We start from the raw sequence: 21,479 nt of genomic DNA, 5'->3' as shown, positions 1-21,479 counted from the left end.
GAGAACGGGAGGCCGCCCCATGGAGACCGAGGCCCCTTCCCGGTCCGGGGGACCGCTGGCCGGCCTGCTGGACAGCCCCGTCATCGGCATGTCCCCGTGGATCATCTTCTCGGTGCTGGTGGGGCCGGGCCGCTTCGAACTTGCGGTCGGCCTCGCGCTCGCCACCTCGCTGTTCCTGGTCATCGCCGGCCGCCTCGTGCGCCGCGGCGGCTCCTGGAAGCTGCTGGAATGCTGCGACGTGGTGTTCTTCGCCGTCATGACGGTCATCGGAGCCCTGGTGGGGGACGACACGCACCGCTGGCTGGAGACGTACGCCGGCGAGGTGTCGAACATCGCCCTCGTACTGATCGCCTTCGGTTCGATGGCGGTGGGCGTGCCCTTCACCCTCCAGTACGCGCGCGAGCGGGTCGACCCCGAGTACTGGCACACGCCCGCCTTCCTGCACGCCAACTACATGATCACCGGTGCCTGGGGGCTGGCGTTCCTGATCGCGGCCGTCGCCGGGGGCTACGGCGACCTGGTGCTGCACGATCCGAACAACATCTGGACGGGCTGGGTCATCCAGATCGCCGCCATCGTGGCGGCCGTGCGCTTCACGGAGTGGTACCCGGGCGTGGTCCGGGCCCGCGCCCGCCGCGAACACCCCGCCGCCTGATCCCGCGCCGGCCCTCGCGGTGCCAGGGTTACGACGGTTTCAACCCCGCCCCGCGGTGCCAGGACTACGACGGCTTCACCCTCGCCTCGTCACCGACTGACGCGGAACGCCGGCGGAAGTCGGGCGCGTGCTTCCGTGCGCCAGGGGTTCGTTCTGCCGGAGTTCGGCGAGGAGTTCGCTCTGCCCGGCCAGGAGCTCGGTGAGGATGCGCCGGGCCGCCCTCAGCAGGTCGGCGACATCGCCGCCGGCGAGGGCGTAACTCACCGTCGACCCCTCGCGGATGGAGACGACGATGCCCGAACGGCGGAGCACGGCCAGCTGCTGGGAGAGGTTGGACGGCTCCACGTCGATCTCGGCGAGCAGTTCGCGCACCGGCCGGGGGCCGTTCTGCAGCAGTTCCAGGACCCGGATGCGCACGGGGTGCCCGAGCATGCGGAAGAACTCGGCCTTCGCCTGGTACAGGGGTACCTGCATGCCCACGCCGCCCGCTCCCGCCCTCGCCCTCGAACCCGCCGCCCCCGCGCCGCGGTTCCGGCCGAGAGCTGTCATGCCCATCATCGTGGCCGCGGGGCCCACGCCCGCCCGGAGTCGACCAGTTTCGGATGTGCCCAGTTGAAGAATTCTTCAACTCGTGGGCATGCGTGGGCCCGCAGGACCCCGGCTAGAGCTCCAGCGCCGCCTCGATCCGCTTCAACTGGTGGCGCGCCATGGCCAGGTTGGAGCGGGACCGGTCCAGGACGAGGTACAGGAACAGGTTGTGCATGCCGTTGCCTCCCAGCAGGCGGATCAGGTGGTACTGGGTGCCGAGCGTGATCAGCAGGTCCTCGATGCCGTCCTGCAGACCCAGCATCTCCATGGTGCGGAGCTTCGCCCGGATCACATCGGTGTTGGCCGCGGCGGCCACGCCCAGATCAAGGTCCTTGCCCCCGCCCAGGACCCCGAGCGCCATCCCGCTGGTGTAGTCGACGAGAGCGGCGCCCAGCGCGCCCTCGACCGAGGTCATGATCTCCTTCAGGGACACTTCCACATTCGCCATCGGCGCCCGCTCCCTCACGTCATACGTCACACGACCGGGCCCGGCACCCGTCCTGCCGGACGCCGCGGCCATTAGCCCGGTTCACGCTACTGATCACTTCCGGCGCCGTGCGCGGAACGGAGGATCTGGCGGAAAACACCCCCTGTGCGGCCGGGCGGGCGCCGAACACCGTCCTACGGCCTGTCACCTCCGCGTTCCGGGGCCCGTTCGCGAAGATTCTGGGAGTCGCATGGGGGTCCGTATCCCCCTCGTTCACCCGGCGGTGGGATGCGCTTCGCCCGAGCAGAGGATGTTTCACGTCATGGACCTTCCCGATTTCGGTATCCCCCAGAAGCTCGCGTCCCGCCTGAGCATGGCCGAGCAGCACGACTACCTGCGCGCTCGGTTCACCCGGCGCGGCGCCCTGCGCGCGGGCGCGGTCACCGCGGCCGTGGCCGGCGTCGGCCTCGGCACGGGGGCCGCCTCGCCCGCCTACGCGGCCCCGGCCGTCGTGCAGACCTCCGCCGAGCGCCGCGGCGTCGACGGTTCCCTCACCGCGCCGTTCGGCCGCCACTTGCAGTACGGCGCCGACCCCAAGACCCAGATGCGGGTCTCCTGGCAGGTGCCCTTCGCGGTGAAGCAGCCGTACCTGCGCATCGGTACGAGCCCCTGGGCGCTGAGCCGGAAGATCGACGCGGAGGTCCGCCACCTCACCACCCCCGTCCTGAACGGCGGCAAGATCGCGGCGGCCGAGCAGTTCTACCTGCACGTGGGCCTGGACCGGCTGCGGCCCGGACAGACGTACTACTACGGTGTCGGCCACGACGGGTTCGACCCGGCCGACCACCGCAACCTGGGCACGCTCGGCACCTTCACCACGGCCCCCGCGCGCGCCGAGAACTTCACCTTCACCGCCTTCGGCGACCAGGGCGTGAGCTACCACGCCCTCGCCAACGACGCGGTGCTGATGGCCCAGAACCCCGCCTTCCACCTCCACGCGGGTGACATCTGCTACGCCGACCCCTCCGGCTCGGGCGGTACCGGCGACACCTACGACGCCCGCACCTGGGACCAGTTCCTCGCCCAGACCGAGTCGGTGGCCAAGAGCGTCCCGTGGATGGTGACGACCGGCAACCACGACATGGAGGCCTGGTACTCCCCGCAGGGCTACGGCGGCCAGAACGCCCGCTGGTCCCTGCCCGACAACGGCCCGGACCCCGTCAACCAGCCCGGCGTCTACTCCTTCGTGCACGGCAACGTCGGCGTCGTCGCGCTCGACGCGAACGACGTCTCGTACGAGATCCCCGCCAACTTCGGCATCAGCGGCGGCAAGCAGACCGCCTGGCTGGACCGGCGCCTCGGCGAGCTGCGCCACCACCGCGACGTCGACTTCATCGTGGTGTTCTTCCACCACTGCGCGTTCTCCACCACCAGCTCGCACGCCTCCGAGGGCGGCGTCCGCGACGCGTGGGTGCCGCTGTTCGAGAAGCACACCGTGGACCTGGTCATCAACGGCCACAACCACGTGTACGAGCGCACCGACGCCATCAAGGGCAACAAGGTGGGCCGCAAGGTCCCGATCGGCGAGCGCACCGACCCGACCCGGGACGGCATCGTCTACGTCACCGCCGGCGCGGCGGGCCGCTCGCTGTACAGCTTCCCCGTCCCGGACTCCTACGAGGGCCAGGTCGCGGACCGCGACAGCGTCGACACCTTCCACTGGGCCAAGGGCGGTGCGAAGGAGACCGAGACCGTCGAGTGGTCCCGGGTCCGGTACACCAACTACTCCTTCCTCGCGGTCGAGGTGGAGACGGGCCGCTTCCCGAAGCTGAAGGTGAGCGCCCTCGCCGAGACGGGCCAGCGCGTCGACCACTTCGAGATCCAGCGCGGCCGCTAGCAGGCGCCCGGACCGGGACACGACGAAGCCCGCTCCCACCAGGAGCGGGCTTCGTCGTGGGCGGATCCGGTCTCAGGGGCCGTCGATGAGCCGCTGGAGGCCGGGGGCGTACAGGTCCGCCAGGCGTTCGGGGGTGGCGTGGACGCCGGCGCCGTCGGGGCGGTGCAGGCTCAGGGTGGCGCCGAGGCCCAGCAGCTGGCCGGCGATCAGCTCGGCCCGCAACCCGGTGTCCGGGCCGGTCAGCGCGGCGGCCAGCCGGTCGGTGACCTGCTCGCGGAAACGGGCCCGCAGCAGCGTGCGCTCGTCCTCGATGCCCAGGGAGAACACGACCCGCAGCAGCGGGTCCCCGCGGAACCGGTCGCGCAGCTCGACCATCGTCAGGACCAGGTGCCGCCCGAGGACGGGCGGCGGGGCGGCGAACAGTTCGTCGGCGGCCGCCCGGAAGTCGGCGACCGTGTTGAACAGGGCCTCCTTGCTGCCGAAGCGCTTCACGATCAGCGACGGGCTCACCCCGGCGGCCGCCGCGATGCCGCGCATCGTGACCTCGGCGTACGGCCGCAGCGCGAACGCCCGGCGCGCGGCCCGCACGATGGCCTCGCGGCCGGTCTCGGCGCCCGCCCCGGCATCGCCCGGGGCGGGTGCCGGCGCGGCGACGGATTCCTCGGTACCGCTCATGCGCTCTCCTGGGCGGCGGTCACGGACGCTGACACCGTGACCGTACCGCTCGCGCAGCCGCGCCCGCGCAGGGGCCCGCGGCGGGCTCCCGTACGGTCCGAGGGCAGGAGCAGCGTGGCGACGAGGGCGGCGAGCGCCGTCCCCGCGGCGATCAGGAAGATCAGCAGGTAAGCGTGCAGCGTCGGCGCGGTGCGGCCGCCGGCCACGAAGGTCACATGGGCCAGGACGGCCGCGACCACGGCGCTGCAGCAGGCCTGGCCCACGGAACGCATGAGGGTGTTGAGGCCGTTGGCCGCGGCCGTCTCGCCCACCGGTACCGCCCGCATCACGAGGGCGGGCAGCGCCGAGTACGCGATGGCGGTGCCGGAGGCCACCACGGTGGCGCCGGCCACGATCAGCCAGAGGCTGTGGCTGGTGAAGAAGCGGACCACGTAGCCGACGGCCATGACGACGGCGGCGAGCGCGAGCGCGGTGCGCGGCCCGTAGGCGGCGGAGATCCGTGCCGAGACGGGGGAGAGCGCCACCATGGCGAGGCCGCCGGGCAGCAGGCACAGACCGCTCACCACCAGGGACGCCCCGAGCCCGTAGCCCGTGCTGGTGGGCTCCTGCACCATCTGGCCGGTGACCAGGGAGTTCGCGTAGAAGGCGAAACCGATCAGCAGGGCCGCCACATTGGTGAGCAGGACCGCGGGCCGGGCGGAGACGCGCAGGTCGACCATGGGGGAGGGGGTGCGCAGCTCGAACCAGCCCCAGAGCAGGCCCACGGCCACGGAGGCGCCGAGCAGGCCGAGGGTGCGCGCGGAGGTCCAGCCCCAGTCCGAGCCCTGGGTGATGGCGAGCAACAGCCCCACGAGGGTGGCGGCCAGCCCGAGGGTGCCCGGCAGGTCGAAGCGCCCGCGGGAACGCACCGGCGACTCGGGGACGATCCACAGCACCAGCAGCAGATCGAGCAGGCCGAGGGCGGCCGACGCCCAGAACATGGTGTGCCAGTCGAAGTTCTCCATGACCACCGCCGCAACCGGCAGGCCGATCGCCGCACCGATGCCGAGGGTCGAGCTCATGAGCGCGATCGCGGACAGCACCCGGTCGGCGGGGAGCTCGTCGCGCAGGATGCTGATGCCCAGCGGGATCACCGCGAGCGCCGCGCCCTGGAGGGCCCGGCCCGTGATCAGGACGCCGATGTCGGAGCTGACCGCGCAGAGCACGGAGCCGGCGGTGAGCACGCCCAGCGAGGCGAGCAGGACGCGCCGTTTGCCGTACATGTCACCGACGCGGCCGAGGACCGGGGTGAAGACGGCCCCGGTCAGGAGCGTGATGGTCACGAGCCAGCCGGCGGCGCCGGGGCTGGCCCCCGTCAGGTCGGGGACGTGCGGCAGCAGCGGGACCACGAGGGTCTGCATGACGGCGACGACCATGCCGCAGAAGGCCAGGACGGGCATGACCAGCCGGGGATGGCGGGAGTGCGGGTCGGGCGCGGCGGTGGACCCGGGGGCGGGCGCGGCGTCGGGGGCCGGACCGGGTGCGGGTATCGCGGGGGGCATACGGCTCCAGACACGGGCGAGACGCAAGGGTGTACGACTGTTCACCCCCAGGGTAAACGATTGTGCACCCCTGCGGAGTGCCCGCAGTCCGGCGTGCGACGGCGCACTCCCGCGCAACGGGTCGCGCCACCGAACAAAGTCGCGGTATTCGTCGGCCGGTGCCCGCAATACGGTGACGGGAAAAGGCCTCACGCGGAAGCCGTTTCACCCCCCAAGCTGGAGGGAGCCCGGACGGTTCCGCGGCCTGCGTTCCGTCCCTCATTTCCGGGGCCCTGCCCCGGCCTGGATGTCGAAAGGGGCTCGTTCCGTCATGCGCCGAAGCACCTCATGGGCCGCCGCCGGATTCTCCCTCGCCGTCTTGCTGGGGTCCGCCCCCATCGCGGCAGCCACCGAGAGCCAACCCGCCGCCTATACCTGCAACTCCGGGAACTTCTGTATCTACAGCGGCTGGAACGGCGGCGGTGAACGCTGCGAGTTCCCAGATGCGCAGAAGGCCAACACGGCCGACAGCTGCGGTTTCATCCAGAACGGGCACAACGTCCTTTCCGTGTGGAACGGAAAGAACAACCGCGTCCAGTACTACACGCAGACCAACTACAACGCGCGCGTCGGATCGACGCCGGGAGGCGCGGGCGGCAACCTGATGGGCAACTACCAGATCCGGTCCTTCAAGAAGCAGTGACCGTCTCGACGGCCTTTCGGTGACGGTCCGGGACCGCGCGGATGCGGTTTGCGGGACGGGCCGCGATCCTGGAGGTGCCGAACCACGGGAAGGAATCATCATGTCGATGATGGACAAGCTCAAGCAGATGCTGAAGGGCCACGAGGCACAGGCCGGCCAGGGCATCGACAAGGCCGGCGACTTCGTCGACGGAAAGACCCAGGGCAAGTACAGCGGCCAGGTCGACACCGCCCAGGAGAAGCTCAAGGAGCAGCTGCGGCACGAGGGCGGACAGGGCGGAACCACACCGCCTCCCCCTCCGCCCGCGCAGTAGCGGCGCACCCGTACGTTTCACACCCGACGACCGCCGGGGCCCGCGCTGACGTCGGCCCTGGCGGTCGCCTGCCGGGCCGCCCGGACGGGCGGGGAAGCGGGCCGGAGGAAATTCGCTGTCCGTCGCCGGGGCCCCGGTGGTAAACAGCGGGAGTGCATACGCCTCTTGAATTCCCCGACCTGCTGCGGCTGATCGACGAACGCTCGGCCGCCTTCCGCGCCGCCGTCGCCGCCGCGCCCAGCCTCGACGTCCAGGTGCCGAGCTGCCCCGAGTGGACGCTGGCCGACCTGGTACGCCACATCGGCGACGGGCGCCGCAGCTGGGCCGCCACCGTGGCCGCCGGGCCGGCCGCCGACAAGGCCCCCATACCCGACGACGCCCCGGCCGAGCCCGAGGACCGCGAGGCCCTGACGGCCTGGCTGGCCGCGGCGACGGAGGACCTGCTGGCCGCACTGCGGGAGGCCGGGCCGGACCGCGGCTGCTGGGGATGGTGGGACCCCTCGCAGTCCCCCCGGACCTCCGGCACCGTCGCCCGGCACCAGCTCCAGCAGATCGCGGTGCACACCTACGACGCCCAACTCGCACTCGGCGCCCCCCAGCCGCTGCCGGACGAGGTGGCGCTCGACGGGGTCGAGGACTTCCTGTTCACCTGCTGCACCACCCCGAGCGCCTGGCCGCACGAGCCCGCCACCGTCGAATACCACGCCACCGAGGGCCGGTCCTGGCGCCTGCTGCTCTCCGCCGACGGCGCACGGACGGTCCGCCTCCCCCCGCACCCCACGACCGCCGGCGAGGACGCGCCCGGCACCCCCGCCGGCGAGGGCACGGCCGACGCCTCCGCCCGGGGCACGGCCTCCGAGCTGGTCCTCGCCCTGTACGACCGGATCCCGATGGACTCCCTGAAGCTCGACGGCGACCCACGGATCTTCGACCGGCTTCAGGCCTGGGAGCCCGAAGACTAGGACCCCGCGCGACGGCCCGCACACCCCGCGTGCGCGGGCCGCGCGGGGCTCCGCGTCCGGCAGCGGACCCCGACGATCGAACATACGATGGGCGGGAACCGGCGCGGGCGGCTCGCCGTGCCGCCACCGCGCCGCCGACCCCCCGGGTGGAGACGTATGACAGAGGTCGCCGACACAGCGCGGACCGTCATCCTGACCGTGGACGACGACCCGGGAGTCTCCCGCGCCGTCGCCCGCGACCTGCGCCGCCGCTACGGCGCCTCGTACCGGATCGTGCGCGCCGAATCCGGCGACTCCGCGCTGGAGGCGCTGCGCGAGCTGAAACTGCGCGGCGACCTGGTCGCCGTGATCCTGGCCGACTACCGCATGCCCCAGATGAACGGCATCGAGTTCCTCGAACAGGCCCTGAACGTGTACCCAGGCGCGCGGCGCGTGCTGCTGACCGCGTACGCCGACACCAACGCGGCGATCGACGCCATCAACGTCGTCGACCTCGACCACTACCTGCTCAAGCCGTGGGACCCGCCCGAGGAGAAGCTCTACCCGGTCGTGGACGACCTGCTCACGGCCTGGCGCTCCAGCGACTACCGGCCCGTCCCCGCCACCAAGGTGGTCGGACACCGCTGGTCCGCCCGCTCCTCCGAGGTGCGGGAGTTCCTCGCCCGCAACCAGGTGCCCTACCGCTGGTACTCCTCCGACGAACCCGAGGGCCGCCGACTGCTGGAGGCGGCGGGGGCCGACGAGCAGCGGCTGCCCCTGGTGATCACCCCCGAGGGCGCCGTCCTCGTCGAGCCGGAGGCCCCCGAGCTGGCGGCCCACGTCGGCCTCGCGACGACCCCGGCCGCCGACTTCTACGACCTCGTCGTCATCGGCGGCGGTCCCGCCGGACTCGGCGCCGCCGTGTACGGGGCGTCCGAAGGGCTGCGTACCGTACTGGTCGAGCGGTCGGCGACCGGCGGCCAGGCCGGGCAGAGCTCCCGCATCGAGAACTACCTCGGCTTCCCCGACGGCGTGTCGGGCGCCCAGCTCACGGACCGCGCCCGCCGCCAGGCCGGCCGCTTCGGCGCCGAGATCCTCACCACCCGCGAGGTCACGGCACTGGAGGCCAACGGCCCGGCCCGCGTCGTCCGCTTCTCCGACGGCACGTCCATCGCCGCGCACAGCGTCATCCTGGCGACCGGCGTCACCTACCGGCAGCTCCACGCGCCGGGCTGCGACGACCTGACCGGCTGCGGCGTCTACTACGGCTCCTCCCTGACCGAGGCCTCCTCCTGCCAGGGCCAGGACGTGTACATCGTCGGCGGCGCCAACTCCGCCGGACAGGCCGCGATGTACCTGGCACGCGGTGCGAAATCGGTGACGCTGCTGGTGCGCGGGGAGTCCCTGAGGGCGTCGATGTCGTACTACCTCATCCAGCAGATCGAGGAAGCTCCCAACATCACCGTCCGCACCCGTACCACCGTCGACGCGGCGCACGGCGACGGACACCTGGAGCAGCTGACGCTGCGCGACGTGGACAGCGGCGCCACCGAACTCGTCGACGCCCAGTGGATGTTCGTCTTCATCGGCGCCGCCCCGCTGACCGACTGGCTGGACGGCACCGTCCTGCGTGACGCGCACGGCTTCATCCTGGCGGGGCCGGACCTCACCCCGGACGGCCGGCCCCCGGCCGAGTGGGAACTGGACCGGCCGCCCTACCACCTGGAGACCAACATCCCCGGCGTGTTCGTGGCGGGTGACGCGCGCGCCCGCTCGGCGAAGCGCGTCGCGTCGGCCGTCGGAGAGGGAGCCATGGCAGTGATGCTCGTCCACCGGTACCTGGAGCAGTCATGAGCGGCCGGATCATGCCCTGCGCCCCGCAGGAGATCGCCTCGCTGTTCCTGTTCGAGAAACTCACCCCCGAACAGCTGGGACGCCTGTGCGCCGAGGGGCGGGTGGAACTCTTCGAACCCGGACCGGTGTACACCGAGGGCGACCCCGCCACCTGCTTCTACGTGATGATCGAGGGCACCCTCGTGATGTCCCGCCGGGTCGGCGCCGACGACGTGGAGGTCAGCCGCACCTCCCAGCGCGGCGTGTACTCCGGGGCCATGCAGGCCTACCTGGGCGACCGGGTACCGCAGACGTACACCAACTCCATGCGGGTGACGGAGCGCACCCGGTTCTTCGTCCTGCCCGCGCAGTCGTTCGCGGACGTCATGCGGGAATGGTTCCCGATGGCCGCCCACCTGCTGGAAGGGCTCTTCTTCGGCTCGAAGAACACCCAGCGGGCCATCGGACAGCGCGAACGGCTGCTGGCCCTCGGCTCCTTGTCCGCCGGACTGACCCACGAGCTCAACAACCCGGCCGCCGCGGCCGTCCGCGCCACCGCGACCCTGCGGGAACGGGTCGGCAAGATGCGCCACAAGCTGGCCGTCATCGCCCAGGGCCCCTACTCCCGCGAGGCCCTCGCCGAACTCATCGAGATCCAGGAACGTACGGCCGAACGGGTCGCCAAGGCACCGGCACTGAGCCCCCTGGAGGCCTCCGACCGCGAGGACCAGCTCGCCGACTGGCTGGAGGACCACGGCATCGCGGAGGGCTGGCGGATCGCGCCGACCTTCGTCCAGGCGGGCCTGGACACCGACTGGCTGGAGCAGGTCGCGGCGACCGTCGCCGAGGACATCCTCCCGGGCGCCATCGGCTGGCTCAACTACACCGTCGAGACCGAACTGCTGATGGACGAGATCGACGACTCCACCACCCGGATCTCCCACCTCGTGGACGCCGCCAAGCAGTACTCCCAGCTCGACCGCGCCCCCTACCGGACCGTGGACGTCCACGAACTCCTCGACAGCACGCTACTGATGCTCTCCGCCAAGACCGGCCCCCGCGTCCGGGTGGTCAAGGACTACGACCGCTCCCTGCCGCCGGTGCCCGCCTACCCGGCCGAACTCAACCAGGTGTGGACCAACCTCATCGACAACGCCGTCTTCGCCATCGGCAGCACCGGCGGCGACGGCACCCTGACCGTCCGCACGGCACGCGAGGGGGACCGGCTGCTGGTGGAGTTCCGCGACACCGGCCCCGGCATCCCGGCGGACATCCGCGGCCGCATCTTCGACCCCTTCTTCACCACCAAGCCGGTGGGCGAGGGCACCGGTCTCGGCCTGGACATCTCCTGGCGGATCGTCGTCAACAAGCACCACGGCAGCCTCCAGGTCGAGTCCGTACCCGGTGACACCCGCTTCCAGGTCCTGCTGCCGCTGACCGACCCGGAACCCGAGACCGTACCGACGACCGTCTCCGTGACCGACAGCACCGATCACTCCGCGAACTCCGACCACCCCGAGGAGCCCGTATGAGCGACATCAGCGGAATCGACCCGAGCGCCGCGCCCGGCGGCCCCGGCTGCGCCGACTGCGAGGCGGCGGGCGGCTGGTGGTTCCACCTGCGGCGCTGCGCGCAGTGCGGCCGCATCGGCTGCTGCGACTCCTCCCCGGCGCAGCACGCCACCGGGCACTGGAAGTCCAGCGGCCACCCCCTGGTGCAGAGCTTCGAACCGGGCGAGGACTGGTTCTGGAACTACGACACCGACGAACTGTACGAATCCGGCCCCGCCCTCGCCCCGCCGGCCTCCCACCCCGCGGACCAGCCCGTGCCGGGCCCCGCGGACCGGGTTCCGCCGGACTGGACGCGGCGGCTGCACGCCTGACCCCAGGGGTCAGGACCGGATGGCCCCGCCCGGGGCATGCGTACGGTTCTCGCTCCCCGGGCGGGACACGCGGGCCGGCTACGGCCGCACGGGCGTCAGCTGTTGACGCAGGTGTTGCCGAACGCCGGGTTCAGCAGGCCGATCACGTTGATGCTGTTGCCGCACAGGTTGATCGGGATGTGGATCGGGACCTGGACAACGTTGCCGGACAGGACGCCCGGGGAGCCGACGGCGGCACCCTCGGCGTGGGCATCGGCGACGGCGGCACCGGAGGCGCCCAGAATGCCGGCCGCGGCCAGGACGGTAGCGGCGATCGCGGTTCGAATGCGCATGTCACTCCAAGGTCGATGACGGAAGGTCGAACCCCGGAATCACACCCCCTCAGGGGCCTTTCCGACGGGCATTCACCTGACCTACGGCGTGTTCCGCAGGAGCGGCCTCACCGGCATGCGGCACGCGTCACGCATGGCAGCTGGCCCTCTCGGGGCCGTGGCCCGCCCGTGCCGACGGCATGCCGACAGGCTCACACCGCCCCGGTACGGCACCCGTGTTCAGGGCCCCGGGTCGTCGGCATCACGCGAGACACGGCGGCTCGAAGACACTTTCAGCCTCGCCCAAGGCGGCTGGTGCCGAGCGGAGTTGAAGCCTAAGGAACCGTAATGGCGTGTCCCGGGCGCCCATATGGACTTCCGCCCAGTTCAATGCCCGCACGTGCTACGCCACTTGGGCCGCTTGCCGCCCACCGTGATGCGCCGGGTAGCGGTCGCGGACGCCGGAGTGTCTAACGGTGCCGGGCCAGGGAGCGGACGAGGATCAGGAGCGCGAAGGCCATGACGACGAGGTGGATCCAGGCGGGGCCGGGCACCGGGGTCAGGGCCAGGGACGTGAGCGGATTCGGAGTCATACCGCGCGTGTGCCCCCGGTCGACGCATTGACGCACTCGGCGGAGCGAGCGGCGTGGGCGGCGCGGGGCGCGGGGTGCGCGGACACCCCGACGGCCCGTCAGCCCGGCTGCCATCAGCCAGACGTGAAGTCGGGCAGGACCAGGGAGCCGTCCTCGGTCAGGGTGAAGCCGGGGTTGTGGGCGATCTCCCACGCGTGACCGTCGGGGTCGGTGAAGACGCCCGAGTAGAAGCCGATCGGATTGACCGCGGCCGGCCGGGTGACGCTGCCGCCCGCCCGGGCCGCCGTGTCGAGGAGGGCGTCGACCTCGGCGTCCGTACGGACGTTCTGGGCCAGGGCGATCCCGCCGAAGCCGGCCGGGGGAGGGGCGTCGGGAAGCCCGCAGTCCGCGGCCAGCTTCCCGCGGTCCCACAGCACCAGGGCCAGGCCTCCGGCCTGGTGGAAAACGGTCTCCTCGACCTCGGTGCCGCGCCACCCCAGCGCCTCGTAGAAGGCCTTGGCGCGGGCGAGGTCCGTGACGCCCAGGGTGACCAGGCTGATCCGTTGCTCCATGCCCTCACCGTAACGGCCGCGACCGGTCCGTACAGTCGGCGGCGGCCTTCACCCTGCCGGGCGGTGTCGGGGCCGGGATTCCGGGCAGGTGCGCGGAGTGGCCGGGCGTGATGCCCGGCCGAAGCCACCGAGGAGGAGGCCCCCGTGACCGCCTACGTGATCACCGTTCCCGGAACGTTCCTCACCGAGGTACCGGACGCCGTACGGGACGAACTGGCGCGACGACTGCGCCGGCAGGACCCCGCACGTTCGGACCAGCGGGAGGTGGAGGAGCTGGGTCTGCTCACCGTCAACGAAGACGGCACCTTCTGCCTGCGCCTCGAAGTCGAGGCGGCGGACCGGAACCACGCCGAAGGCACCGCCCTGCGCATGGCCGCGTCGGCCCTCGCCGACTCGGGCCTCGCGGAGAAGGACGCCCCCCTGGGGCCCGCCATCGTCACGGGAATCGACACCACGGGCTGACGAGGCTCGGCAGGCGCGGGAGCGAGCGCCGTCAGAGGGAGCGGGCCGTCGCGAGGCGCCGTTCGTGCACGCTCAACTGGAGGGCGGCGAGATCCAGCAGCGGAGTGGCCACCCCCAGAGCACGGGCGCGCACGGTGAGATCGGTCAGGACGTGGTCGGCCTCCGTGGGAGCCCCGGCGACCAGGTCCCGGTAGAGGGACGGGGTCAGCGGCGAGCCGGGCGCCGAAGAAGCCGCCTACGGCGCCCGCGCCGACCGTGAGGATCCTCATGAGGGCTGCCTTTCGCGGGAGGAGGGAACGGCGGAGGCCGTGCCGGTTCGGTTGGGCCGGGGTGCGTAGCGCGACACCGCCACTCCGGCCAGGCAGAGCACCCCGCCGAGCAGGGTCAGCCAGGCCGGTACCTCACCGAGGAGACCCCAGCTCAGCAGGACGACGACGGCCGGGACGGCGTACGTCGTCGCGCCCAGCCTGCCCGCGGGCATGCGCGCAAGCGCGTACGTCCAGGCGATGAAGGCGAGGGCGGTCGGTACCACGCCCAGGTAGACCATGTTCAGGGTCGCGGACAGCGGCGCCCGGGGCAGTTCGGCCAGCAGCCGACCCGAGAACGGCAGGCAGGCCGTGGTGCCGATCAGGCAGCTGTACGCGGTGATCTGCAAGGGCGTCCCGTGGGCGAGGGCCGGCTTCTGCGCGACGACGCCGGTCGCGTAGGCGACGGCCGCGAGCAGGCAGAGCACGACGCCGAGCACGGAGGTGGAGCCGCCGTCGCCGGACGACATGGACAGGCCCACGACCACCGCCCCGGCGAAGGAGACGGCCATCCCCGCCAGCAGCCGCGGCGGCAGCGCCTCGCCGAGGAGCCGGGCCGCGAGGAGCGCCATGAGGATGGGGCCGGTGTTCACGAGCAGGGACGCCGTGCCCGCGTCGACCAGCCGCTCCCCCCAGTTCAGCGCGACCGTGTAGCCGCAGAACCAGACCACCCCGGACAGCAGGATGCCGCGCCAGGCCGCGCGCGGCGGCAAGCCCTGGCGGCGTACGAGGAGCAGGACGACGAGCACCAGCGAGGCGGCCAGCAGCCTGCCGAGGGCCAGGGCGCCGGGGGAGTAGGCCGCGCCGGCGCTGCGGATGGAGACGAAGGCGGAGGCCCAGGCGAACACCGTGAACGAGACGGCGGCCACGGTGAGCGCGCCGCGGGGGAGGAGACTCGGACGGAACGTCATGGCCTCACCCTAGGGCGCAGATATTTCGGTGTCCACCGAAATGTTCACAGCGGGTCAGGAAAGCCCGGACGGGTTCGGGAAAGCCGGTCGAGCCCGGAAAGTTTGGTCCGGAAAGCCTGGTCCGGCCCCTCATCCCCACGCCTCGGCGCGGAGGCCCAGGAGCTCTTCGAAGGCCCGCTCCCCGGCCGCCGTCACCTCCAGCCCCCGCCCGCCGCCCGCGGCGCGCACCACCCACTTCTCCTCCAGTGCCCGCGCGCACAGCCGCGCCCCGGCGAGACCGCCCAGGTGGCGGCGCCGCTCGGTCCAGTCCAGGCAGGAGCTCACCGCGGGCCTGCGCCCCGCGCCGACGAGGCTGACATCGGCGCCGGCGCACCAGGCGAGGCCGTCCTCCGTCAGCTCGAACACGCGCTCCGTACGCAGCAGCCCGCGCTGCTCCATCGCGTCGGTCACCGCCATGCCGAGCCGTCCGGCGAAGTGGTCGTAGCAGGTCCGGGCCCGCGCGAGCGGATCCGGGGCGCCGACCACCGGTACCGAGAAGGCTGCGTCCCGGTCCGGGATGGCGTGCGAGGCGAGCGCGTCGACCAGGCGGGCGGTCGCGGCATCGGCGATCCGTACGTAGCTGTGGCGGCCCTGCCGTTCGGTCACGCAGATCCCCGCGTCGAGCAGCCGGGCCAGATGGCCGCTGACCGTGGACGGCGCCACCGCGGTGACCCGGGCCAGTTCGCCCGCGGTCCAGGCGCGGCCCTCCAGCAGCGTCATGCAGATCGCGGCCCGGGTCTCGTCCGCCAGGGCGGCGGCGAACGCGGCCAGGAGGGCCGCCGGGGCGGGGCTGTCGGCGGGCGGGGCGGAGTACGACTCGTTCATGTACTCCAGGATGCCCCATCGTTTCGGTGTCTGACGAAGAATGGGCCTACGGTGTCACGGCTCAGTGGCCCGCCGCCGCCTTCACCAGGGCCACGGCAAGGCCGATCGCCGCGTCGAGGGCCCCGGCCAGCACGGCGATGGCCGGACCACTGCCCATCCGGACGCCGCCGTACCACCCCCAGGCGAACAGGCTGGCCACGTTCACCCCGGCGGCGGCGTACAGGGCGGTCCGCAGGTGCATCACGCCGAGCATGGCGGAGCCGATCAGGATCAGCGGGCCGACGGCGGACAGCAGCAGCGGGCTGCTGACCCACAGCATCCGGCGCAGCTCCGCGCCCGTGGCGAGCCGGCCGTGGACCACGCGGTGGGCCTGCTGGTCCGCGACGAGGCTCGCCAGCCACAGCCCGACGGCGGCGGTGAGGACGGTCGCGGTGGCGCCGAGGGCGTCGGCGTGCTCCGACACGGCCAGGCCGATCACCACGGAGATCATCGTGATGGTCGCGTACAGCCGCTCCTTCAACCGCGCGGCGGCAGCGGCAGTGGCTTCGGCGGCGTCGGACCCTCCGGGCCCCCCGGGCTTCGGCCCCGCCCCGCCCCCGGCTGCGCCGCCGCCCTCATCACCCATGCGGCGAGCCTAGGGCCGCGGCCAGTCGGTACGGCGGCAGCGGCCGGAGCCCCCGCCCGGCTCACCCGGACGGCCCCGCCGGCCTGCCGAACGCCGTACGGGCCCGGAGGATGGGAGGTCACCGGCGCAGCGGAGCACCCGGCAGAGAGGCCGTCACCATGCCAGGACCCACTCGCGGCCCGCACGGGCCACGCGGCGGGCACGCGAGGACCGACCGGATGCTCCGTACGCTGCTGCGCCGCCGCAAGCGCTCGCTGAGCACGGCGGACGTGACGGTGTCCGACCAGTTCCAGGTGCGCCGCGCGGTCACCGCGGCGGCGCTCGGCAACACCATGGAATGGTTCGACTTCGGCGTGTACGCCTACCTCGCCGGGACCATGGGCAAGGTCTTCTTCCCGTCGAGCTCCCCGGGCGCGCAAGTCGTCGCCGCCTTCGCCACCTTCGCCGCGGCCTTCCTGGTCCGCCCGCTCGGCGGGCTGGTGTTCGGCCCGCTCGGCGACCGGATCGGCCGCCAGAAGGTGCTCGCCGCCACGATGATCATGATGGCGGCGAGCACCTTCGCGGTCGGCTTCCTCCCCACCTACGCGTCGGTCGGCTTCCTCGCGCCCCTGCTGCTCCTCGTCTGCCGGCTCGTCCAGGGCTTCTCCACCGGCGGCGAGTACGCCGGAGCCACCACCTACATCGCCGAGTACGCCCCCGACCGACGGCGCGGGTTCCTCGGCAGCTGGCTCGACTTCGGCACCTTCGTCGGCTACGCCCTGGGCTCGGGTCTCGTCACGGTCCTCACCCTCACCCTCGGCGCGGACGGACTGGAGTCCTGGGGCTGGCGCATCCCCTTCTTCATCGCGGGCCCCCTCGGCCTCATCGGGCTGTACATGCGGATGAAACTGGAAGAGACCCCGGCCTTCAAGAAGGAGGCGGCCTACGCCGCCGCCGAGGGCGGCCCACGGGACGAGGTGGGCGGTACGACGGCCGCCGAAGCACCGCCCACGGCCAGGGGGAACCTCAAGGAGATCGTCACCCGGCACTGGCACGCGGTGCTCATCTGCATGGGGCTCGTCCTGCTGTACAACGTCACCAACTACATGGTGACCTCGTACCTCCCCACGTACATGACCGTCACCCTCGGGCAGCACGACACCACGGCCCAACTGCTGGTGCTGGGCACCATGCTGCTCGTCGTCCTGACCATCACGACGGTGGGCCACACCTCGGACCGCTGGGGCCGCAGGCCGGTCTTCCTGGCGGGCAGCCTCGCCCTCGTCGTGCTGGCCCTCCCGGCGTTCCTGCTCATCCGGGCGGGCGGCATCCTGTGGCCGGCCGTGGGCTGCGCCGTACTCGGCCTGCTGCTCGTCTGCTTCGCGGGCACGGCCGCCTCCACCCTGCCGGCCCTCTTCCCCACCCGGCTGCGCTACGCCGCGCTCTCCCTCGCCTTCAACATCTCCGTCTCCCTCTTCGGCGGTACGACGCCGCTGTTCACCTCCGCCCTCGTGGAGGTGACGGGCAACGACCTGGTCCCGGCGTACTACCTGATGGCGGCCGGCGTCATCGGCTTCGTGTCCACGCTGTTCCTGCACGAGACGGCGGGCAAACCGCTGCGCGGATCCGGGCCCATGGTCGAGACCTCCGGCGAGGCGGACCGCCTGGTCGCCCACAGCCGTACGGCGGCCGGGCGCCAGGCGCGGGACATCTGGATCCGGCTGCGCCATCCGTGGGCCCACCGCCACCCGGACGACCACCACGACTGACCGGCTCGCCGGACGCCCACGGACCCGCCGCGGAGGTATCAGCCGCCCACGGGCCGCCCCGCCGCATGTGAAACCCGCCGCACGACGCCCGCCGCATACGGGCCGGGGCCCCGGGCAGGCGCGGGCCCATGAACCACTTCACCGCGTACCCCACTCCCTCCGGGAACACCGCCGACGGAACGCGCGTCCGGCGGCTCACCCCGCACGCCGCCCGGACCAGCCCGGCGCCGCGCCCGTAGCGGCGTCCCGACCGGCCACCCCGACGCGCCCCGCGGGCCACGACACCCCCGAGGAGACATGAACATCGTCGCTCGACTGCTGATCGTCCTGACCGGTTCCGTCCTGCTCGCCCTCGCCGCCGGATGGGCCGTCGACCTCCTCCTGCGCAGGGCCGACGCACGGCACCCGGAGACCCCGCTGTGGCAACTGCTGCGCCGCTGCCGCCGGTCCCTGCAGATCGTCCTGATCGCCGCGCTGCTCTCCGCCGCGCTCCGCGGCGCGACCGGCCGGATTGCCTGGCCACCGCTGACCGAGCACCGCGCCGTGATCCTCCACGTCCTCTCCCTCGCCCTCATCGGGGCGGGAGCCTGGCTCGTCGTGCACACCTCCTCCGCCATCGTCGAGACCGCGTACGCCCGTTACGCGACCGGCACCCGCGACCCCGCGCGGGTGCGCCGGGTCCGTACGCAGGCCAGCCTGATCATGCGCGTGGTGACCGCGGCCGTGGCCGTCCTCGCCCTCGCCGCGATGCTGCTCACCTTCCCCGGCTTCCGCGCGCTGGGCACCTCCGTACTGGCCTCCGCCGGACTCATCGGCATCGTCGCGGGCATCGCCGCCCAGTCGACCCTCGGCAACATCTTCGCGGGGTTCCAGATCGCCTTCGGCGACATGGTGCGCATCGGCGACACCGTCGTGGTGTCGGGGGAGTGGGGAGTGGTGGAGGAGATCACCCTCACCTTCCTGGCCGTCCGCACCTGGGACGAGCGGCGCATCACCATGCCCGTCTCCTACTTCACCAACCGCCCCTTCGAGAACTGGTCCCGGGGCGGCGCCCAGATGACCGGCTCCGTCTTCCTGCACTGCGACCACAGCGCCCCGATCGCGCAGATGCGCGACCGGCTCCACGAGATCCTGCTCAACTGCCCCGAATGGGACGGCCGCGGCTGGGACCTCGCCGTCACCGAGACCACCCCGTCGACCATCGTGGTCCGGGCCGTCGTGACCGCGAAGGACGCCTCCGACGTGTGGACCGTACGCTGCGCCGTGCGCGAGGGGCTCATCACCTGGCTGACGGAGAAGCACCCCGACGCCCTGCCGCGCCTGGCCCTCACCACCCCTGACGGCCACGGCCCCGGCTTCTGACGGCGCGCGCCCCGCCCCCGAACCGAGGGGTGACCATGAACTGACGGGGCATCCGTTCCCCATGGACACCCACGCGAACGACACCGAGCCGGCCGCCGCCGCAACCGGCGCCCCCCGGCGGGCCGGCCGGACGGGCCGGCCGTGGCGGTGGGCGGCCCGGGGCGCCGCGGCGCTCGTCGTCCTGGCCGCCCTGCTGGTCCTCGCCGGCCGGCTCTTCGCCCTCCCCGCCCTCGGTGACCTCTTCGGGACCCGTACTCATGACCGCACCGGACCGGCCGTCCTGAAGTCCCTGCGCGACATGAGCCGTTTCGAGGGCGCGGCGGGCGACTACCAGGTCGTGGTCGACCTGGAACACGACGCCCCCTTCCTGCCCGACGCCGTACGCGGCACGCGCACCCTGTACGTCGGCGCCGGCGCCGTCTCGGCGTACGTGGAGCTGGGCGGCCTCGACGAGAAGGCCGTATCGGTCAACGCCGACCGCACTGAAGCGGTCCTCCGCCTCCCGCACGCCCTCCTCGGCGCGCCCGCGCTCGATCCGGCCCGCTCGTACGCCGTCTCCAAGCAGCGCGGGCTGCTCGACCGGCTCGGCGACCTCTTCTCGGACAACCCGGCGGGCGAGCAGGCCGTGCAGAAGCTCGCGGTGGAACGCATCGGCGCGGCGGCCCGGGACAGCGGCCTGACCCAGCGCGCCGAACGGAACACCACGGTGATGCTGGAGGGGCTGCTCGGCTCCCTGGGCTTCGAGCGGGTGTCGGTCACCTACGGCTGAGCCCGCCCACCGCGCCTACGCCGTGACGAGGTCTCACCCGGCGGGCCGGGCCACTCTCCCCGCGACGCCGGCGGACGCGGCGACCACGGCCAGCAGCACCACCACGAGCCCCAGTACCCACCCCGGCCCCGGACCGGCGTACAGCAGAGCGCCGGCCAGGGCCCCGCAGGCCAGCGCCGCCACCGACAGCCCGCGTCGCGGCCCGGCCGGGCGCCAGGGATCGGCGGCCAGCCCCGTCAGCGTCCGCGTGACCACGGTGGTGGTCAGGTCCGGCAGCGCCAGCCGGTGCACCACCGCGTTCTGCACCCCCATGCCGACGGCCAGCGGTACGAGGACGGCGTACCGGCCCAGGCCGCCCGCCGAGGCCGCCAGCGCCACCCCGGTCAGCGCCGCCTGACCGGCCACCAGCGGCGCGAACAGCCGGACCGGACGGACGCCGGACCATCGCCCGCCCACCAGCGCCCCGCCCAGGAAAGCCGCCAGGGCCGTCGCGGACGCGGGCGCCGACAGCCCGCCCACGCCGGCCAGCGCGAAACCCAGCAAGGCCACGTTGCCGGTCATGTTGGCCACGAACACCCGCCCGAGCCCCAGGAAGCTCACCGCGTCGACCAGGCCGCTGACCAGCGTCAGCACCAACAGCAGCGCCCCCAGGCGGGCGTGCGGGTGCCCCTCGGGGAAGAGCCGTCTCATCGGCCCGGGCCGGTCCCCGCCCACCCCGCGGCCCGCCGCGTCGGCGTCCATGCCGACCAGGGGATCACGCGGCCCCGGGCGCCGCGACCGCGCGCACCCGGAGCCGACGGGCCCGGCCGGGGCGCGCGGGCGGCCCGGACCGGCTCAGGGGCGGTAGCGCAAGGGGTGGTCCGCCGGGACCTCCACGACGGCGATCCGTACGCCGTCCGGGTCCGCGATCCACATCTCGATCAGCCCCCACGGCTCGCGCAGCGGGGGCCGCAGCACCTCGGCACCCCGCTCGCGCAGCTCCTCGTACGCCGCCTGCACGTCCGCGACCTGGAGCCACAGCTGGAGCCCGGGCGCGGGCGGGGTCTCGGAACGCCCCGAGACCTCCAGGTAGCCGCCGCCGAGGAAGTAGACCGTGCCGCGCTCGGGGCCGGTTCCGAACTCGCGGAAGACGGCGAGGCCGAGGGTGTCGCCGTAGAAGCTCCGCGACCGCTCGGGGTCGGTCGGCCGCAGGAGGACCCTGCCGCCCAGTACGTGCACCATGATCGGGACTTCCCTTCGCTCGCCGGCAGTCCGGACAGACTGGCACACGGCGCGGCCGCTGCGGGTGCGTACGTCTACGTCCCTCCGGCATGGGTAGGCGCGGCATGCGACACGTCCGAGCCGCCCCGTACCGGGGCCGAGGAGAGGAGAAGCCGTGGGAACCCCTCCGAACGATCCCGTACCCCCCAGCCCCACCCCGGCGCCCGGGCCGGGCCCCGGCCCGCAGCCGGGCCCGCTGCCCGGCCCCGTGCCCGGCCCGGGCGGCCCGGACCCGGTGCCCCCGGCGCCTCCGCAGCCGCCCGGCCCCGACCCGGTGCCGCCCC

The 21,479-nt window shown here is 73.0% G+C and carries 25 protein-coding genes; 12 read left to right on the top strand and 13 right to left on the bottom strand.

All coding sequences use genetic code 11. The features are described 5' to 3' along the window. Window positions 1-19: 19 nt before the first annotated feature. The gene (locus ACZ6ZT_RS10395; RefSeq protein WP_469717466.1) at window positions 20-655 is read left to right on the top strand and encodes a hypothetical protein; all 636 of its coding nucleotides are present in this window, start codon (window positions 20-22) and stop codon (window positions 653-655) included. A 75-nt stretch (window positions 656-730) separates the two neighbouring features. On the opposite strand, the gene ACZ6ZT_RS10390 is transcribed toward ACZ6ZT_RS10395, so the two are convergent. Both ACZ6ZT_RS10390 and ACZ6ZT_RS10385 read right to left on the bottom strand, forming a co-directional pair. Beyond that, window positions 731-1,129 (bottom strand): ArsR/SmtB family transcription factor, encoded by a 399-nt coding sequence (locus ACZ6ZT_RS10390; RefSeq protein WP_469717464.1) that lies wholly within the window; start codon window positions 1,127-1,129, stop codon window positions 731-733. Window positions 1,130-1,316: 187 nt separating this feature from the next. Continuing rightward, entirely contained in the window at window positions 1,317-1,691 is a 375-nt protein-coding gene (locus ACZ6ZT_RS10385) for a hypothetical protein (protein ID WP_469717462.1), read from the bottom strand. Window positions 1,692-1,992: 301 nt separating this feature from the next. Here ACZ6ZT_RS10385 and ACZ6ZT_RS10380 point away from each other — a divergent pair, with 301 nt between their 5' ends. After that, complete coding sequence (locus ACZ6ZT_RS10380; RefSeq protein ID WP_469717461.1) at window positions 1,993-3,567, top strand: purple acid phosphatase family protein; 1,575 nt, start codon at window positions 1,993-1,995, stop codon at window positions 3,565-3,567. A 72-nt stretch (window positions 3,568-3,639) separates the two neighbouring features. On the opposite strand, the gene ACZ6ZT_RS10375 is transcribed toward ACZ6ZT_RS10380, so the two are convergent. Together ACZ6ZT_RS10375 and ACZ6ZT_RS10370 are read right to left on the bottom strand one after the other, a co-directional pair. Next, the gene (locus tag ACZ6ZT_RS10375; RefSeq protein ID WP_469717459.1) at window positions 3,640-4,242 is read right to left on the bottom strand and encodes a TetR/AcrR family transcriptional regulator; all 603 of its coding nucleotides are present in this window, start codon (window positions 4,240-4,242) and stop codon (window positions 3,640-3,642) included. Further along, entirely contained in the window at window positions 4,239-5,783 is a 1,545-nt protein-coding gene (locus ACZ6ZT_RS10370) for an MFS transporter (protein ID WP_469717457.1), read from the bottom strand. Before ACZ6ZT_RS10370 ends, ACZ6ZT_RS10375 begins: the two co-directional genes overlap by 4 nt. A 310-nt stretch (window positions 5,784-6,093) precedes the next feature. Here ACZ6ZT_RS10370 and ACZ6ZT_RS10365 point away from each other — a divergent pair, with 310 nt between their 5' ends. The 6 genes from ACZ6ZT_RS10365 (at window position 6,094) to ACZ6ZT_RS10340 (ending at window position 11,434) form a co-directional block, all read left to right on the top strand. Beyond that, window positions 6,094-6,465 (top strand): peptidase inhibitor family I36 protein, encoded by a 372-nt coding sequence (locus ACZ6ZT_RS10365; RefSeq protein WP_469717456.1) that lies wholly within the window; start codon window positions 6,094-6,096, stop codon window positions 6,463-6,465. Between the two features lie 100 nt (window positions 6,466-6,565). After that, window positions 6,566-6,778 (top strand): antitoxin, encoded by a 213-nt coding sequence (locus ACZ6ZT_RS10360; protein WP_469717454.1) that lies wholly within the window; start codon window positions 6,566-6,568, stop codon window positions 6,776-6,778. Window positions 6,779-6,930: 152 nt separating this feature from the next. Next, window positions 6,931-7,740 (top strand): maleylpyruvate isomerase N-terminal domain-containing protein, encoded by an 810-nt coding sequence (locus tag ACZ6ZT_RS10355; RefSeq protein WP_469717452.1) that lies wholly within the window; start codon window positions 6,931-6,933, stop codon window positions 7,738-7,740. Between the two features lie 156 nt (window positions 7,741-7,896). After that, complete coding sequence (locus ACZ6ZT_RS10350; RefSeq protein WP_469717450.1) at window positions 7,897-9,573, top strand: NAD(P)/FAD-dependent oxidoreductase; 1,677 nt, start codon at window positions 7,897-7,899, stop codon at window positions 9,571-9,573. Beyond that, on the top strand, window positions 9,570-11,084 hold the full coding sequence (locus ACZ6ZT_RS10345) for an ATP-binding protein (protein ID WP_469717448.1): 1,515 nt from the start codon (window positions 9,570-9,572) through the stop codon (window positions 11,082-11,084). Before ACZ6ZT_RS10350 ends, ACZ6ZT_RS10345 begins: the two co-directional genes overlap by 4 nt. Beyond that, a complete protein-coding gene (locus ACZ6ZT_RS10340; protein ID WP_469717446.1) occupies window positions 11,081-11,434 on the top strand; it encodes a UBP-type zinc finger domain-containing protein in 354 nt (117 codons plus the stop codon). Before ACZ6ZT_RS10345 ends, ACZ6ZT_RS10340 begins: the two co-directional genes overlap by 4 nt. A gap of 95 nt (window positions 11,435-11,529) precedes the next feature. Here ACZ6ZT_RS10340 and ACZ6ZT_RS10335 read toward each other — a convergent pair whose 3' ends face one another. The 3 genes from ACZ6ZT_RS10335 to ACZ6ZT_RS10325 form a co-directional block, all read right to left on the bottom strand. Further along, window positions 11,530-11,766 carry a chaplin gene (locus tag ACZ6ZT_RS10335; protein WP_469717444.1) on the bottom strand — a complete coding sequence of 79 codons (237 nt, stop codon included), beginning with the start codon at window positions 11,764-11,766 and terminating at the stop codon, window positions 11,530-11,532. A gap of 449 nt (window positions 11,767-12,215) precedes the next feature. After that, window positions 12,216-12,338, bottom strand: a complete 123-nt coding sequence (locus tag ACZ6ZT_RS10330; RefSeq protein WP_469717442.1) for a hypothetical protein — start codon at window positions 12,336-12,338, stop codon at window positions 12,216-12,218. Window positions 12,339-12,451: 113 nt separating this feature from the next. Continuing rightward, window positions 12,452-12,889: a VOC family protein gene (locus ACZ6ZT_RS10325; RefSeq protein ID WP_469717440.1), complete on the bottom strand. Its 438-nt coding sequence runs from the start codon at window positions 12,887-12,889 to the stop codon at window positions 12,452-12,454. Between the two features lie 144 nt (window positions 12,890-13,033). On the opposite strand from ACZ6ZT_RS10325, the gene ACZ6ZT_RS10320 reads away from it, so the two are divergent. Continuing rightward, on the top strand, window positions 13,034-13,351 hold the full coding sequence (locus tag ACZ6ZT_RS10320) for a hypothetical protein (protein ID WP_469717438.1): 318 nt from the start codon (window positions 13,034-13,036) through the stop codon (window positions 13,349-13,351). A gap of 31 nt (window positions 13,352-13,382) precedes the next feature. On the opposite strand, the gene ACZ6ZT_RS10315 is transcribed toward ACZ6ZT_RS10320, so the two are convergent. The 4 genes from ACZ6ZT_RS10315 to ACZ6ZT_RS10300 all read right to left on the bottom strand — a co-directional run bounded on the left by ACZ6ZT_RS10315 (window position 13,383) and on the right by ACZ6ZT_RS10300 (window position 16,056). After that, complete coding sequence (locus tag ACZ6ZT_RS10315; protein ID WP_469718239.1) at window positions 13,383-13,559, bottom strand: ketopantoate reductase C-terminal domain-containing protein; 177 nt, start codon at window positions 13,557-13,559, stop codon at window positions 13,383-13,385. 57 nt (window positions 13,560-13,616) lie between these two features. Continuing rightward, entirely contained in the window at window positions 13,617-14,567 is a 951-nt protein-coding gene (locus ACZ6ZT_RS10310) for a DMT family transporter (protein ID WP_469717436.1), read from the bottom strand. Window positions 14,568-14,696: 129 nt separating this feature from the next. Continuing rightward, complete coding sequence (locus ACZ6ZT_RS10305) at window positions 14,697-15,431, bottom strand: ArsR/SmtB family transcription factor (RefSeq protein ID WP_469717434.1); 735 nt, start codon at window positions 15,429-15,431, stop codon at window positions 14,697-14,699. Window positions 15,432-15,492: 61 nt separating this feature from the next. After that, window positions 15,493-16,056 (bottom strand): hypothetical protein, encoded by a 564-nt coding sequence (locus ACZ6ZT_RS10300; protein WP_469717432.1) that lies wholly within the window; start codon window positions 16,054-16,056, stop codon window positions 15,493-15,495. Window positions 16,057-16,274: 218 nt separating this feature from the next. Between ACZ6ZT_RS10300 and proP the strand changes: the two genes are divergently transcribed. From proP to ACZ6ZT_RS10285, 3 genes are all read left to right on the top strand, one after another. Then, window positions 16,275-17,804 carry a glycine betaine/L-proline transporter ProP gene (gene proP / locus ACZ6ZT_RS10295; RefSeq protein ID WP_469717430.1) on the top strand — a complete coding sequence of 510 codons (1,530 nt, stop codon included), beginning with the start codon at window positions 16,275-16,277 and terminating at the stop codon, window positions 17,802-17,804. 297 nt (window positions 17,805-18,101) lie between these two features. Beyond that, the gene (locus ACZ6ZT_RS10290) at window positions 18,102-19,166 is read left to right on the top strand and encodes a mechanosensitive ion channel family protein (RefSeq protein WP_469717428.1); all 1,065 of its coding nucleotides are present in this window, start codon (window positions 18,102-18,104) and stop codon (window positions 19,164-19,166) included. A gap of 61 nt (window positions 19,167-19,227) precedes the next feature. Continuing rightward, window positions 19,228-19,935, top strand: a complete 708-nt coding sequence (locus ACZ6ZT_RS10285; RefSeq protein WP_469717426.1) for a DUF4230 domain-containing protein — start codon at window positions 19,228-19,230, stop codon at window positions 19,933-19,935. A 33-nt stretch (window positions 19,936-19,968) separates the two neighbouring features. Here ACZ6ZT_RS10285 and ACZ6ZT_RS10280 read toward each other — a convergent pair whose 3' ends face one another. Both ACZ6ZT_RS10280 and ACZ6ZT_RS10275 read right to left on the bottom strand, forming a co-directional pair. After that, window positions 19,969-20,676: a YoaK family protein gene (locus ACZ6ZT_RS10280; RefSeq protein ID WP_469717424.1), complete on the bottom strand. Its 708-nt coding sequence runs from the start codon at window positions 20,674-20,676 to the stop codon at window positions 19,969-19,971. Window positions 20,677-20,769: 93 nt separating this feature from the next. Beyond that, window positions 20,770-21,156 carry a VOC family protein gene (locus ACZ6ZT_RS10275; RefSeq protein ID WP_469717422.1) on the bottom strand — a complete coding sequence of 129 codons (387 nt, stop codon included), beginning with the start codon at window positions 21,154-21,156 and terminating at the stop codon, window positions 20,770-20,772. Window positions 21,157-21,479: the final 323 nt, after the last annotated feature.

The sequence above is a fragment of the Streptomyces sp. NPDC102258 genome, assembly GCF_055584685.1.
This window is presented reverse-complemented; position numbering and strand designations above follow the sequence as displayed.

Excerpts from the sequence above, each read along its gene's own strand:
- ACZ6ZT_RS10375 (WP_469717459.1), bottom strand. The coding sequence starts at position 4,242 with ATGAGCGGTACCGAGGAATCCGTCGCCGCGCCGGCACCCGCCCCGGGC.
- ACZ6ZT_RS10365 (WP_469717456.1), top strand. The coding sequence starts at position 6,094 with ATGCGCCGAAGCACCTCATGGGCCGCCGCCGGATTCTCCCTCGCCGTC.
- ACZ6ZT_RS10395 (WP_469717466.1), top strand. The coding sequence starts at position 20 with ATGGAGACCGAGGCCCCTTCCCGGTCCGGGGGACCGCTGGCCGGCCTG.
- ACZ6ZT_RS10280 (WP_469717424.1), bottom strand. The coding sequence starts at position 20,676 with ATGGACGCCGACGCGGCGGGCCGCGGGGTGGGCGGGGACCGGCCCGGG.
- ACZ6ZT_RS10325 (WP_469717440.1), bottom strand. The coding sequence starts at position 12,889 with ATGGAGCAACGGATCAGCCTGGTCACCCTGGGCGTCACGGACCTCGCC.
- ACZ6ZT_RS10340 (WP_469717446.1), top strand. The coding sequence starts at position 11,081 with ATGAGCGACATCAGCGGAATCGACCCGAGCGCCGCGCCCGGCGGCCCC.
- ACZ6ZT_RS10350 (WP_469717450.1), top strand. The coding sequence starts at position 7,897 with ATGACAGAGGTCGCCGACACAGCGCGGACCGTCATCCTGACCGTGGAC.
- ACZ6ZT_RS10285 (WP_469717426.1), top strand. The coding sequence starts at position 19,228 with ATGGACACCCACGCGAACGACACCGAGCCGGCCGCCGCCGCAACCGGC.
- ACZ6ZT_RS10390 (WP_469717464.1), bottom strand. The coding sequence starts at position 1,129 with ATGCAGGTACCCCTGTACCAGGCGAAGGCCGAGTTCTTCCGCATGCTC.
- ACZ6ZT_RS10330 (WP_469717442.1), bottom strand. The coding sequence starts at position 12,338 with ATGACTCCGAATCCGCTCACGTCCCTGGCCCTGACCCCGGTGCCCGGC.
- ACZ6ZT_RS10310 (WP_469717436.1), bottom strand. The coding sequence starts at position 14,567 with ATGACGTTCCGTCCGAGTCTCCTCCCCCGCGGCGCGCTCACCGTGGCC.
- ACZ6ZT_RS10345 (WP_469717448.1), top strand. The coding sequence starts at position 9,570 with ATGAGCGGCCGGATCATGCCCTGCGCCCCGCAGGAGATCGCCTCGCTG.
- ACZ6ZT_RS10275 (WP_469717422.1), bottom strand. The coding sequence starts at position 21,156 with ATGGTGCACGTACTGGGCGGCAGGGTCCTCCTGCGGCCGACCGACCCC.
- ACZ6ZT_RS10290 (WP_469717428.1), top strand. The coding sequence starts at position 18,102 with ATGAACATCGTCGCTCGACTGCTGATCGTCCTGACCGGTTCCGTCCTG.
- ACZ6ZT_RS10300 (WP_469717432.1), bottom strand. The coding sequence starts at position 16,056 with ATGGGTGATGAGGGCGGCGGCGCAGCCGGGGGCGGGGCGGGGCCGAAG.
- ACZ6ZT_RS10335 (WP_469717444.1), bottom strand. The coding sequence starts at position 11,766 with ATGCGCATTCGAACCGCGATCGCCGCTACCGTCCTGGCCGCGGCCGGC.
- ACZ6ZT_RS10385 (WP_469717462.1), bottom strand. The coding sequence starts at position 1,691 with ATGGCGAATGTGGAAGTGTCCCTGAAGGAGATCATGACCTCGGTCGAG.
- ACZ6ZT_RS10380 (WP_469717461.1), top strand. The coding sequence starts at position 1,993 with ATGGACCTTCCCGATTTCGGTATCCCCCAGAAGCTCGCGTCCCGCCTG.
- ACZ6ZT_RS10370 (WP_469717457.1), bottom strand. The coding sequence starts at position 5,783 with ATGCCCCCCGCGATACCCGCACCCGGTCCGGCCCCCGACGCCGCGCCC.
- ACZ6ZT_RS10305 (WP_469717434.1), bottom strand. The coding sequence starts at position 15,431 with ATGAACGAGTCGTACTCCGCCCCGCCCGCCGACAGCCCCGCCCCGGCG.
- proP (WP_469717430.1), top strand. The coding sequence starts at position 16,275 with ATGCTCCGTACGCTGCTGCGCCGCCGCAAGCGCTCGCTGAGCACGGCG.
- ACZ6ZT_RS10360 (WP_469717454.1), top strand. The coding sequence starts at position 6,566 with ATGTCGATGATGGACAAGCTCAAGCAGATGCTGAAGGGCCACGAGGCA.